Annotated in this window: 14 protein-coding genes and 1 tRNA gene; 3 read left to right on the plus strand and 12 right to left on the minus strand. The window is 64.7% G+C overall.

Translation table 11 applies throughout. From position 1 onward, the window contains the following. The first annotated feature begins 68 nt into the window (after positions 1 to 68). The 3 genes from HSX14_RS28725 to HSX14_RS28735 all read left to right on the plus strand — a co-directional run bounded on the left by HSX14_RS28725 (position 69) and on the right by HSX14_RS28735 (position 3067). Positions 69 to 1328: a methyltransferase gene (locus HSX14_RS28725; RefSeq protein WP_173170938.1), complete on the plus strand. Its 1260-nt coding sequence runs from the start codon at positions 69 to 71 to the stop codon at positions 1326 to 1328. Positions 1329 to 1563: 235 nt separating this feature from the next. Then, positions 1564 to 1639: transfer RNA gene (locus HSX14_RS28730), tRNA-Thr, on the plus strand. A gap of 492 nt (positions 1640 to 2131) precedes the next feature. Next, positions 2132 to 3067, plus strand: coding sequence for a DUF4760 domain-containing protein (locus HSX14_RS28735; RefSeq protein WP_173170936.1), 936 nt, complete (start codon positions 2132 to 2134; stop codon positions 3065 to 3067). A 4-nt stretch (positions 3068 to 3071) separates the two neighbouring features. Here the strand turns inward: HSX14_RS28735 and HSX14_RS28740 are convergent, their stop codons facing one another. The 12 genes from HSX14_RS28740 to HSX14_RS28795 form a co-directional block, all read right to left on the minus strand. Continuing rightward, complete coding sequence (locus HSX14_RS28740; RefSeq protein WP_173170934.1) at positions 3072 to 3611, minus strand: lysis system i-spanin subunit Rz; 540 nt, start codon at positions 3609 to 3611, stop codon at positions 3072 to 3074. After that, positions 3608 to 4084 (minus strand): hypothetical protein, encoded by a 477-nt coding sequence (locus HSX14_RS28745; RefSeq protein WP_173180447.1) that lies wholly within the window; start codon positions 4082 to 4084, stop codon positions 3608 to 3610. The genes HSX14_RS28740 and HSX14_RS28745 overlap by 4 nt, the downstream gene beginning before the upstream one ends. Before the next feature lie 41 nt (positions 4085 to 4125). After that, on the minus strand, positions 4126 to 4419 hold the full coding sequence (locus tag HSX14_RS28750) for a hypothetical protein (RefSeq protein WP_173180446.1): 294 nt from the start codon (positions 4417 to 4419) through the stop codon (positions 4126 to 4128). A 122-nt stretch (positions 4420 to 4541) separates the two neighbouring features. After that, positions 4542 to 5159, minus strand: a complete 618-nt coding sequence (locus HSX14_RS28755; protein WP_173180445.1) for a hypothetical protein — start codon at positions 5157 to 5159, stop codon at positions 4542 to 4544. Further along, positions 5159 to 5881 carry a head decoration protein gene (locus HSX14_RS28760; protein ID WP_173180444.1) on the minus strand — a complete coding sequence of 241 codons (723 nt, stop codon included), beginning with the start codon at positions 5879 to 5881 and terminating at the stop codon, positions 5159 to 5161. The genes HSX14_RS28755 and HSX14_RS28760 overlap by 1 nt, the downstream gene beginning before the upstream one ends. A gap of 9 nt (positions 5882 to 5890) precedes the next feature. After that, complete coding sequence (locus HSX14_RS28765; protein WP_173180443.1) at positions 5891 to 6214, minus strand: hypothetical protein; 324 nt, start codon at positions 6212 to 6214, stop codon at positions 5891 to 5893. After that, positions 6207 to 6791: a hypothetical protein gene (locus HSX14_RS28770; RefSeq protein ID WP_175384285.1), complete on the minus strand. Its 585-nt coding sequence runs from the start codon at positions 6789 to 6791 to the stop codon at positions 6207 to 6209. Before HSX14_RS28770 ends, HSX14_RS28765 begins: the two co-directional genes overlap by 8 nt. Before the next feature lie 26 nt (positions 6792 to 6817). Beyond that, positions 6818 to 7780 carry a hypothetical protein gene (locus HSX14_RS28775; protein WP_175384286.1) on the minus strand — a complete coding sequence of 321 codons (963 nt, stop codon included), beginning with the start codon at positions 7778 to 7780 and terminating at the stop codon, positions 6818 to 6820. Further along, complete coding sequence (locus HSX14_RS28780) at positions 7771 to 9144, minus strand: hypothetical protein (RefSeq protein ID WP_173180435.1); 1374 nt, start codon at positions 9142 to 9144, stop codon at positions 7771 to 7773. The genes HSX14_RS28775 and HSX14_RS28780 overlap by 10 nt, the downstream gene beginning before the upstream one ends. Then, positions 9141 to 9548: a hypothetical protein gene (locus HSX14_RS28785; protein WP_173180436.1), complete on the minus strand. Its 408-nt coding sequence runs from the start codon at positions 9546 to 9548 to the stop codon at positions 9141 to 9143. Before HSX14_RS28785 ends, HSX14_RS28780 begins: the two co-directional genes overlap by 4 nt. Further along, the gene (locus tag HSX14_RS28790; protein WP_173180437.1) at positions 9549 to 11309 is read right to left on the minus strand and encodes a hypothetical protein; all 1761 of its coding nucleotides are present in this window, start codon (positions 11307 to 11309) and stop codon (positions 9549 to 9551) included. Further along, positions 11309 to 11815 carry a hypothetical protein gene (locus HSX14_RS28795; protein WP_175384287.1) on the minus strand — a complete coding sequence of 169 codons (507 nt, stop codon included), beginning with the start codon at positions 11813 to 11815 and terminating at the stop codon, positions 11309 to 11311. The genes HSX14_RS28790 and HSX14_RS28795 overlap by 1 nt, the downstream gene beginning before the upstream one ends. Positions 11816 to 11824 lie beyond the last annotated feature (9 nt).

Consider the following 11824-nt stretch of genomic DNA (forward strand, 5'->3'; position numbering starts at 1 on the left):
CTCCCGCCGCCCCTCGTCACGAGGGGCGGCGCTATACTGCGCACCCGATCGCCGTCGTCCCCCTCGCCATGCCAAGCCCCGCGCCCCTTCAGGGGCCCCTGCTGCTCGAACGCTTCACCGCACTGGATGAGTTCCTCAGCCACGGCTACCCGTTGTGGCACCCGGAGCCTTTCACCGAGCTGCGCCTGGGCTGGGAAGACGAACTGCCCGATCTCGCCCGCTGGCTTCGCAGCCGCAGCCTGGAGCAGGCGGAAGCCAGCCATGGTCTGTTGCAGCTGCCCGATGCGCCTGCGCCCTTCCCCGGGCTGGCCGGCCGCTCGCGCGAGCTGGCCGACATCGGCGCCTTCGACCCGGCCCCAGCACGCGAGTGGCCGTCCGCCTTATGCCTCGACGTACCCGGGCGCAAATGGCAGCAGATCCAGGCCTTCGCCGGCAGCCTGCGGTTCAGCCAGGCGCCCCGTCACTGGCTCGACTGGTGTGCCGGCAAGGGCCACCTGGGGCGCAGCCTGGCCCACCCTGATGCGACGCTCACCTGCCTGGAATTCGACCCCCTGCTGGTGGAAGACGGCCAGCGCCTCAGCGACCGGCTCGGGATCGACGCATCGCATCGGCTGCAGGACGTGATGGCCTGCGACACCGCCGCCCAGCTGCGACCCGAACACACCGCCATCGCCCTGCATGCCTGCGGCGACCTTCACGTACGCCTGCTGCACCTGGCCAGCGACCAGGGCTGTGGACAACTGGCCGTGGCCCCTTGCTGCTACAACCGCATCGACGAGGCGCAGTACCGCCCCCTGTCCACCGCCGCGCAGGGCTCGAGCCTGCGACCGGACCGTCGCGACCTGCGCCTGGTGCAGAGCGAAACCGTCACCGCCGGCGCCCGCGTCCGTCGCCAGCGCGACCAGTCCATGGCCAGGCGCCTGGCCTTCGACCTGCTGCAGCGGGAGCAGCGCGGCATCGACCTCTACCTGCCCACGCCCTCGCTACCGGTGAGCTGGCTGGAGAAACCCTTCGAGCGCTACTGCCACGACCTCGCCGAATTGAAGGGCCTGGCCACCCCCGCTTCACGCGATTGGGATCGGCTGGAAGCCCAGGGCCGGGAACGCCTGGCCCAGGTGCGCAACCTCGAACTGCTGCGCGCCCTCTTCCGCCGTCCGCTGGAGGTCTGGCTGCTGCTCGACCGCGCCCTGTTCCTCCAGGAACGCGGCTACCAAGTGCAGGCCGGCCGCTTCTGCGAACACCGCCTCACCCCCCGCAACCTCCTGCTGCTCGCGGAGCGCAGCGACTTGCCCACAGAACCTGTGGATAACTTTGTTGATGATTTATGAGCAACTGCCCGAACGCCCATCCGGGCAAGGCCTGCTGAGAATTGATCGCTTTTTGAGCAAAAAATAAATCATCAGAAAAACAGCCAGTTACGCCATTCCGCGACCCAGATCACAGATCGCGGGTACTCCCGTGCCAAAAACCTCACACTTGTGCATAAGCCCACGCCTTCTGATTCTGAGCAGCACCATCAGGTGGTTTACTCAGCCCAGCCAATCGCTATAATGGCCGCCCCTTGCCGGTATAGCTCAGCTGGTAGAGCAACTGACTTGTAATCAGTAGGTCCCGGGTTCGATTCCTGGTGCCGGCACCAACAAAATCAAAAGGTTACGCATCCGCGTAGCCTTTTTTTGTGCCTGAAACGTACAATTTGGCGTACAACTCAAGCACGGATGTGGATAAATTCTTACGCAGAATGGGTGTGTATGCCGCTCGTCTAGGTGATGACTGCCTAGTTCCGCAACCCTGACCGCTATGGCATAGTGCATGTCCGTTTGGGAAAGTAATGCGACGAGGCGAGTCGTGTGGCGGTCGGTTGACTAATGGCGTCCCACTAGCTACACCCCGATTGTGATCGTCGCGAAGGCGAACACTCCGCCAAGAGCAGTGTCAAGATTCATGAGCTCCCACCCCTCTTTGGGTGGGCCGTACCCCTGGGGTGGGGATGTAGTAACTAGACTTACTAAATAGGGAGTGCACCAGATGGCTAGCGTAGGTTTCGGCGAAAGCTAATAGTTCTCACAAGGTAAAACCTTGAAAAGGCCCTAATCGGGCCTTTTTTAATGTCTCAGGGTAGGGGCAAATTATGAGCAAATTTTTCATCGGCACAGCGTTTTCGGCTTTTGTTATCGGCGTTGTTGCACGCGTCTTCTTTCACACGGCAAACATCACCTTGCCATTTTCTTTGGGCTGGATCGATTTCGCGATCGTCATAGCGGCGGCGGCTTGCCTGGGGCTATCGGCGTACTCCCTCATTCTGAAGAAGTACCCGGACACCCGCGAAATGCTTCCGCTTTTCAGCGTGATCGTGTGTTTGGTGATCATTTCCAGCTATGTGGTTCTCCGCTATCAGGAGGCTTATCAGACTTCCCTGTCCATTCTGGTTACCGGGGTGTTCGTTGGGATGGGCTGGTGGATCCAGTCGATAACAAATGCCGCCGGTGCCAGAAGGACTCACACGCTGAACATCATCATGTCGTCGCGAACCAGCGCTGAGTACCAGGCCCAATCCAGGAACATGAATAAAGCATTCCGCGCGGCCGCCATGGCTCCCGAATTGGCTGAGTGGCGAGTCGATCCGAACAAGGATGAGTTCAAGGATATGGATGTCCCGGATGATCTCAGGGAAGCCATAGACGGTTCGGTGTACATCCTCAATTACTACGAATTCCTAGCCCAGGGGATTAACTTTCGAGACCTGGACGACTGCCTCCTCAGGGAGTGCTTCAGCAGCATCCTAGAGGGCCTTGAACGTCGCAATTTCCACCTGATCGTTGAGGCTCAGAAGGCAGATCAGAGGGCTTATGAGGGGCTGATCCGTCTCACTAAAGAATGGTGCGGAGAGTCCGTCGTTGAGAAGTATCGCGCCAACCCAGCCAACGCCCCTATCGGTCCAATCTTTCCGCCAAAGGACGAGATGCAGAAGATTCTGACTGCGAAAGCGAAGCCCGCCGCCACAGTGACCCCTATCCATCAGCCGCTCAAAGCTGCAGACGATTCAGGCGACCAGGCGCACACATAAAGCATCATGGTTTTGCGCTGACGGCCTTAGGTCCATGGGAATTCCCGTGGACCTCTCGCACCCACGCCTGCAGCCCATTCAGCCTCACGGCGCAGCGGTCTGCATCTCCGGCGAGGGCGGCAAGATCTGCTGCAGTCGCTGGGTGAAGCTCGGCGTACTGGGTTCCATCATCCACGCCGGCGGCGCCGGGGGCGGCGGGCACTCCACTGCAACTGGCCGGACCTCGGACCTTGACGAGCAGCCGCTGGCGATCAGCAGCGAGATCAGCGCGCAGCCGATCAGTGTTCTCCTGGGCATGTGCAAGCTCCTGGTAGTGCTGTTGTTCGGTGAGCTCCAGGCGGCGCTGTAGGGCCACCTGCTGCTCATGCTGCGCCTGCAGCTTCCTCGCCGTGGCGCGGTCGATGTCGGCCAGGGCGTCGGCGTGCATCTGGTTGGCCGCGGCCAGTTTCGCCTCCCAGCGCCAGCCATTCACCAGCGCGCCGCTGGCGGCCGCTATGGCGCCGGCGACCACGAACGCCAGCAGACGAACCTGCAGGGCGGTCACTGCACCGCCTCCACGGCCTGCTGGTAGAGCGCGGGCCAGGTATCAGGGTGCGGCTTCCCGGGTCGCCAGGTGCGCAGGTACATCTCCCAGGCCGCCCGCGGCGCCCCGATCTCCGGCAAGGCCATGGGGTCAGTGATGAGCAGCAGGCGCGCCAGGCAGCAGGCCAGGATGTCGTCGGTCTCGATAGCGGCGTAGATGGCGTCATCGGTCGGGGGAACGCCCCGGGCCTCTAGCACCTTCGCGGCGGTGCGCATGGTGGCCACGTGGCGCGGTACGCCGTGGACCATGCCGCCGCCCTTCTCCCCCTGCCAGAAGCTCCGCGCAGGCCCGTTGATCTGCCGGCGGTGGAGGAAGCGGCTCTCCTGCAGCCCGATGGCCAGCAGCATCACCTCGGCCTTTTTCCCTGCCATACGGTCAGGCAGCAGCAAAAACGCCGGGGCAATGATTTCCCGGCGGACCTGTTGTAGATCCATGGTGATCTCCAGAAAGAAGAAGCCCCGCTCGGTAGCGGGGCTCAGTCGGCTTCGGTGGTTGGCCACTTCATCGGCGGCAGCATGGCCAGCAGCTCCGCCTCAGTGGGGATGGGCGCCGCGCCGGCGCGCACACGGGCGATGAGGTCGTAGCCCAGCTGCCAGCATGCATCACGCCACACGACACCAGCCTGGCCTTCGGCCTGGAACCTGGGGACAGTGCTGGTGGCGTAGGTGCAGAGGCTGAGGATGGAGTCGTAGCCACGCGTGCGGGTCTCTGCATCCATGTGGGCTTGGACTACTGCCGTGAGCAGGGACTGGATCTGTTCCAGACTCAAGGCTGGCCTCAACCTGACGTTAATCTCTTCTTCAGTCAGGCGGATATAGCCAGAAGGGATTTCCTCTGGATCGTCATATCCGAAGACGTCAGAGGTCGCAGGATTACGTGCCTGGATATGCATCAACGTAACTCCATCCACTTGTTTATCGGTGCAGTGCCGCCCTGGCTGACGCTGTACGTGGAGCCAGGCGGGACCGCAAACGAAACACATGCAACAGCCCCCGCAACATGCGCCTGATTCCCCAGGGCGATAGTCACCCCTCCCACTGCAGCGGATAGGTTGCCATTCAGGCCGGTAGCTGTAGCCCAGACACTCACCGCAATCGGCCTGCTAGTGCCATTCGTGTATGTGGTTGACAGAGCACGGCTAGCCGTCATGTCCTGCCAGGACTGGTTGTAGCCGAACCCGTTCTCAGCGATAGGCCAGCCAATTACACGGTTGTAAGAAAGGCATCGCCAGTTACCACCGCCTAAGGATACGAACGTCGCTGTATCTCCAGGCGCCGTCCAGATGCTGCTCAGCGTGGGCAGAATCATCGCCGTCGCGTTGTAGGTGATCGACATCATCCCGTCGAACCATATCCATCGCATCGTGCCCGATGGAGCACTGCCGAACGAGGCGATGGCGGCGCTTCCGGTGAGCCGGAGCATGTTTGCCCGGGCCGCGCCGATGTCCGTCGTCGCGGCCGATGCAATAGTGAGGATGGGCGCCTCATCGACTGCGCCGGTGAAGCGCATCAGCCTATCACCGTGGCCCGGTACTGCCCGGAGGTTGGGGCCGTACCGAAGGTCAGCTGCACGGTGTTGGCGGTGTTGGCGACCCAGTCCGTGATCACGCCGGCATTGGTTGCGGTTTCGCGCACGCTGACGACGACGTCCTGGGTGTTCAGGTTGTGGGTGACGGTGATGGTAGTGGCCGTGCCGTCGCCAATGGTGGCCGACATCTTGCGCGCAGTGACGGAGGTATCGACCGCGATGACGCCGCCGGTAATGGTTATGCCGTTGCCGGCGGTGTAGCTCGAACCGCCTCCGACCTGCTCCCATACGATGGCCGTGGTGCCTACCGTGATGGGGGCGTCGGTGGTCATCTTCCATTGCTGGTTTCCCTGAGTGGCACCCTCGCTCACGAAAACAGCAGCGCCCAGCATCTCGGCGGCAGTGTCGAAATCGGTCGAACGGGTCCAGCTGCCGGAGGCCACCAGGTAGATGCCGTTACCCGATGCGGTCGACTGGTTCTTTACCAGCACGCGATCGCCGGCCACCAGGGCGACGCCGTCGATTGTCTGGGTGCCGGACAGCGTGATGTTCGCCGTGGTGGCCGCGCGCACCGGAGCTTTCCAGGCAAAGCCCTGGATTGCCGCATCCAGCTGGGAGCGGGTCACCGCGTCCTGCGGATTCACCCCGTCGGCGAGGTTGATGGCCTTGAAGCCGTTGAGGTCTAGCGTGTTCGTATGCTTCATAAGGTGCTCCTAGTTGAAATACGCTCGGCCGATCTCCGGCCGCCCGTGGGTGATCTGGACAATGTTGTCGTCGATGTAGGTGACGTCTGGCTCTACCCGGTTGCCGAGATGGTCCACGACGGTGACGCTGGGGAATCTCTGCAGGTTGTGGGGGACGGTCCACACCGCCAGAGCGATGGTCTGATCCCACTGGAAGGTCGTTCCGCCAGGGGCGCCGTCACGGCCGGATGGACCTTGCGGCCCGGTAGCAACAACCGCGACCGGGGCTCGCCGGGGCTCGGTGACGATCACCACCGGCTGCGCCACCACTACAGCGGGCGAGGTGTCAGCCATGGCAGCACCCTCCCCCGCTGCTGACGACCACCTCGCCGCGCAGCCAGCGCTCCACGCGGCCGTCGGTGTAGGTGAGGTCCAGATCCCATTCGCCCCGCGTCCAGGTGATGGCGGCGGTCTGCTCGGGGGTTAGCACCATCATCAGCTGGCCCAGGCCGGTTACGGTCAGCCCAGCGCCCAGCGTGAGCACGATCGGATCTGCGCCCTCCCCCCGGATCTCGACTTGCGGCACCATGCCGGTAAGGTCCACCGGCAGCTGGAAGACCAGCACGCCGCCAGACGCCCTCAGCCCCAGGCCGTTGATGTCGTTGAACTCGACAGTATCGGCGTCGACGACGCGGGTCATGCGGCCCACGGTGGTGGCCTTGTCGAGGTTCAGCCCCTGGCCCTGCTGGATGCCCTCGCACCAGGTCATCCACTCCCCGGGCAGGCCGTGGCCTGGCACGGTCATACGCAGCGGCGCGGTCGTCTGGATCGCCGTGATCGTCTTGTAGGTGTAGGTCGGCTGCATCAGCAGGAGCGGCTGCTGCAGGGTGGCGCCCGGAATGATGGGCAGGTCTAGGCGGGCCGGCGTCATGCTGGCTACTCCTTGTGTCAGGGGTGTCAGGCGCCGGCGGCGCGGTGCAGGCGGATGAGCGGCGGGTTGGTAGTGGAAAGGTCGGTGCGGACAAACTCCCAAGTGTCTGGCGCCCCCGTAGCCCAGGACACCGAACGCGATAGCGAGCAATAGCGGCTGTTGCCGTCGGCGCTCACGCCCAGCACCGGAGCGCCGACAGTAGAGGCGCGCAGCTGGGGCATGCCGTTGGTGTGCACTGCCAACCAGTAGCGCCGGCCGCCTAACAGCTCGGCCGGAATGCTGAGGGTGGCTACGGCCTGGCCGGTGCTGCCCATCGAGGCCAATCCGTTTGCGCTTGGGAGCCCAGAGCCGGGCCAGCCACTAATGTCCGACTCGTAGACCTTCAGCATCGCCGACGTGCCCGACGCAGCGCTTGTGACGATCACGGACATCTGGTCGACAGTCATATCGTGAGGCGCCACATAGGGGACCATCACCAGCGTGCCGCTCATGATAAGCGCGGTGGAACTGGTGAAGGTAACCGGCATGCTATCGGTCCAAGCGTCCTCCGGGATCTCGAACACCGGAACGCTGACCCACTCCTCGAAGCGCCGCAGGTGGAGGCGGCCATCGTCGTTCACCTCCTCGATGCCACCACCAGGCCCCGTGCCACCACCGGCGTCACGGAGCTGAGCGAGCAGACCAGCAGTAACGCGGCCGCTCACGACAGTGCCGGACGGCCAGAGCCTGGCGGCAGTCCCTTCCTGGGCGCGGACGATGGTCAGCACGCCCGATGCGTTAGCGGTGATCTTCACGATCTCCCAGGCGTTTTCCTGGCCCGCCACATCGACGCCCACCAGGGTCGCCATGTAGTAGTCGCCCACGGCCAACCCGGAGAGAAGCGCGGCACGGTCGGTCTCGATAATCATGCTGGTGGCGTCGCTCGCCAGCTCGGCCTGCAGCGACGCAGTCCAGTTGTTCACGAACTGGGGTTTGGCCATCAGATCCATCCTACGATCCCTGCCGACAGGGCAGAGGCTTCATGGGTTACAGGGTTCCAGGCGCAGTAGGGCCTGGGCCCATACAGGCGGTTCCGGTCGGGGAACGTGACGATCGTCCCCTGGTGGTTCTCGTTCATCAGCAGCGGCGCCAGTGGCGTCGTCGGGCAGGCCGCGCCGATGTAGCGGTGCTCGGGCTGCGCCGAACCGGTCTCCTGCAGGCGCACGTACAGGCCTACCAGGTTGTTGCTGTAGGCGACGATGTCCGAGTTATCCCCGGCCAGGACGCCGCCGATGGAGTCGCGTGGCATCAGGCGTTCGCGCAGGGTCAGCGGCCCGACCGCGTCCACCGGCGACTCCTCGCCGGAGAAGGTCTGGCTGTAGATCGTCTCCCCGTTGAGGGTGCCAAAGGCTGTGATGCTCCCCGGCGGCGACTCATTGAACAGGCTGGCCAGGTCCGCCTCGCAGGCCAGTGTGCTGTCGACCTTCAGCTGCCAGAGGAAGCGCGACCGCTTCGTGCCGCCGTCGACGGTCATGTGCTGCTCCGCCTCCTCGCGCCGGTACAGCAGGCACGGAATCGGTAGCCCTGACTCGTTGAACCAGGCCGCCCAGATCCGATCGATGATCTCCCGCGTCTCCGTGCCGTTCGCCGAGATGGGGTTGCCAGTGCCGTCGTGCTCCACCACCAAGTCGGAGGTGTAGCCAGAGGTACCCAGCGTCTCGGCCCGGGTGAAGAGCACGGTGATGTTGGCGGCGAACGGCGTAGCGGCGCCGCCGGTGACCTCCACCAGCAGGAACCCAACCGGCATGGGCCGTTCGAGCGGGCCGTAGGCCACGTCGCGCATGTACAGCATCAGGATGGCCTTGCGCCCATCGCTGCTGATGTCGATCGGCACCGGCCACTGAAACACCGGAGCTTCGCCCTCGCCGAAATCCAGGCTCGGGGTGCTCTGCCCGTTGTCCGCCGGCCAGGTCACCGTTATGGCCTTGGTCTGCGGAGGCTTGCCGAACTCGCCCATGCGGCGCGCCTGGGCGCCCTCCAGGTTGATGATCCAGCGCGTCCCGTCCGGCGAGCAGTAGAGCCAGCCACCCAGGTCCTGGCCGTAGAGGCCGGTTCCGCTCAGGATCGCCTCGTTCCACCATTGCCGCCCTGCTGCCTCATCTGCTGCCTGTTGCTCCGGGGTGCGCACCACTGCGGGCGTGCCGGGAACGTAGATGCGGTAGTTCGTGCTGCCGGTGAGAGGGTGCTCCTTGGTCTGGCCGTTGGGCAGAACGATCTCACCCTGGCTCGGGTTGTCGGCCGGCCGGATCAGTCCATGCCAGCACCAGCCCCACACGTTGACCTTGTCGGTAGGGACTCCTCCGATGTTGATCATCGCTTCGGCTCCGCCAGGATCACCTGGTGATCCGCCACGTTGTCCGCGTCGCGGAACTTCATGATGTGCACCGGCGGAATCTCCAAGGTGAAAATCCCTTCGCTGGTGGTCAGCACCAGGTCGGCGTAATAGGTGCGGTCCGGCACCGTGTCGCCGTCGACATCCACCGTGGTCTGTTCGGTCAGGGGCCAGGCCACGCCCTCCCCTGTTCCGCCAGTAGCAGCCGGCTCAACCCACACGCCGCGCCCCCGGGTCGCCGGGCGCAGTCCCTTGCGCTCGAGCGTGTTGAGTTCCTGCGTGCGGCGCCGGCTGGTTTCAAGGCTGTTCAGGTCGCGCTTCAGCGAGCTCGCTCGGGACGAGTTCACCCCCGCGCGGATAGCGGCGCGTTCTTGGGCAAGGGTCATTTACAGCTCCAGAAGGTCGTTCGGCACAGCGACTCGGTAGGTCTGCGCCTGCTCCACCTCGTACTCGTCTCGGTGGTCGGCGGGCTGTTCCGGTGCTTCCAGGTCGAAGCGCCGCTCGAACGGGTCCTGTGTCGAGTTGTAGTTGGTGTAGTTGCCGGAGAACCCGAGCAGGTCCTCGTCGTAGGGCGGACTGTCGACATGGCCGGAGAGCTGGGTCGGCAGCTGGATCAACACCGGCACATCGCCGGATGGCGTGCTGGCCGGGGCGCCCGGCACGGTGAGCGGGTCGGTGTCATCACCGCCGCCCTGGCTCACCGCGAACTGAATCGAGGTGATGGCCGAGCCGCTGTCCAGGTCCCACTCATGCGCGATGCTGAACATGCGCGCCTGGCAGACGATGTTGCGCCCCAGGATCACGTCCTCTACCCGCCCGGTGTGCTCCAGCCGAATAGCCAGGCAGTCCGCCGTCGGGAGCTGGTAGCCGAACCGGTTTCCCCGGTGGGCGCCGAGGATCTTCACGCGGCCTACGTGCATCAGGCAGCTCAGGGCCTGGGCCCGGCGCTCGTCCTCGCGCAGATCAACCACCCAGTCGCCCAGGGCGTCCTGCACCGCATCGGCATCCGGCCCGGTGAACACGGCATCCTCGAAGGAGTCAGCGCGGTCGCTCTCGGTCTCGGTCGCCACCCGCTCGCGGTCGATCACCTCGCCCGCCTGGGCCACGCTGGCCGGCGCCTCGATGCGGAGCTTGTACTGCTCCGTCACCGGCTGAACCCAGCGCATGGCGCTGTCCCAGGTAGCGCGCACCAGCAGGTCCGGGTAGTCGTTGCGCCAGGCTGAGGGCGGTGTACACAGCGCGCCCGCCCCGGAAGGCGGAAGCCGGTCCCACTGGGCGTTGATGATGGCCTGATAGCCCGCCGTCTCGCTGGCCTGGGTGACCATGGCAATGTCGGGCATCTCGGTGCCGTCGTGCCGCCAGTTGAAGCAGAAGCCGTCGATCTCGGTGAGACCCACGAAAGCCGGGTGCTCCCAGAAGAAGGGTTGGTGGCGCTCGCGCAGACGCGGGAACCGATAGTCGCCCTCGATCTCCACCACGTTGATCCGCTCGCTCAGCTCCACCGGTATCCACTCGATGGACTCGAACAGCACCGCGCCGGCCGGGACGATGAAGTGCGGCTCAGGAGTCGGAGCCCACTCGGTCACCTGCAGGGCACCTTCCAGGCTGAGCTGCAGGCTTGCCGGCCGGGTACTCATCCGCTCGGATGCATAGTCCCAGCGCGAGCGCCCTTCGACCTCCTCGAACACATCCGCCGACCACAGGCCGCCGGTGATGGCGTCGATGCCCGCCACGTCCATGGCCTCGACGATCTCATTGAGGCGGTCGCTGCACTCGCAGGAAAGCACCCGGGTCTGCAGGTTGAACTGCGGGCCGGTGATCTGCCCCCGGAAGCACAGCGCCACATCCCAGCCGGCGCCGTTCCAGACCATGAAGGACAGCTCGACCTTCTGGCCCTGGTAGCTGGCAGGGTTCACCGCCTCGCCCAGGAACTGCAGGTCGAAGTCGGCGATGCAGCGCGCGCCCTCCTCCCTCTGGATGCTGATGGAACCCGCCAGTAGGTGGCTGGAGTCCACACCGTTGAGCATCAGCCGAACCGACCACAGCACCGACACCACAGGATCAATCGTCACCGGCGCCGGCGGAGCGCCCACAGCAAGGCCGCCGTTCAGCGGAGCCCCGTTGAGCGGCGAGCCATTCAGTTGCATCAGACTTCCTCGGCGGTGATGGTCCAGTCGTGGGTGTTGGCCTGCGGGTCCATGGACTCCGGCGGCGGTTCGCAGAACACCGTGAATTGCGGCATCCAGCAGACCTGATAGAGCGTGGCGCCCGTCACTTCGGTGATGGTGAAGGCATTGCCGGCCATGGCGACCGGGGTCGTCACCCAATCGCGACCGAGCAGCGCCAGCGCCCATGGCGCCTTGTCCGGCCGGGCCGTGCCGACGATGGAGCCGGTCAGCGAGGTGGTACTGATCGAGAGCTGCTTCGTGCAGCGCAGCTCCAGCGGCTGGCTGAAGTCCAAGGCCGAAAGCCCCGGGCCCATCCACCCGCTGCCGCGCAGGCTGACGCTCATCTTCCGCCAGTGCTGCATCTTCACCGCCGCACCGCCGGAGCGGCGCACCACAGTCGATCCGCCAATCGGCGAATACTCCTGCGACACAGGCCCGCTCCAGCCCTTCAGCGGAATGCCGCCGAGCATGACGTCAGGGATCATGGTTGGTCC

Origin of the sequence: Pseudomonas tohonis (assembly GCF_012767755.2) — a bacterium.
GTDB classification, from domain to species: domain Bacteria; phylum Pseudomonadota; class Gammaproteobacteria; order Pseudomonadales; family Pseudomonadaceae; genus Metapseudomonas; species Metapseudomonas tohonis.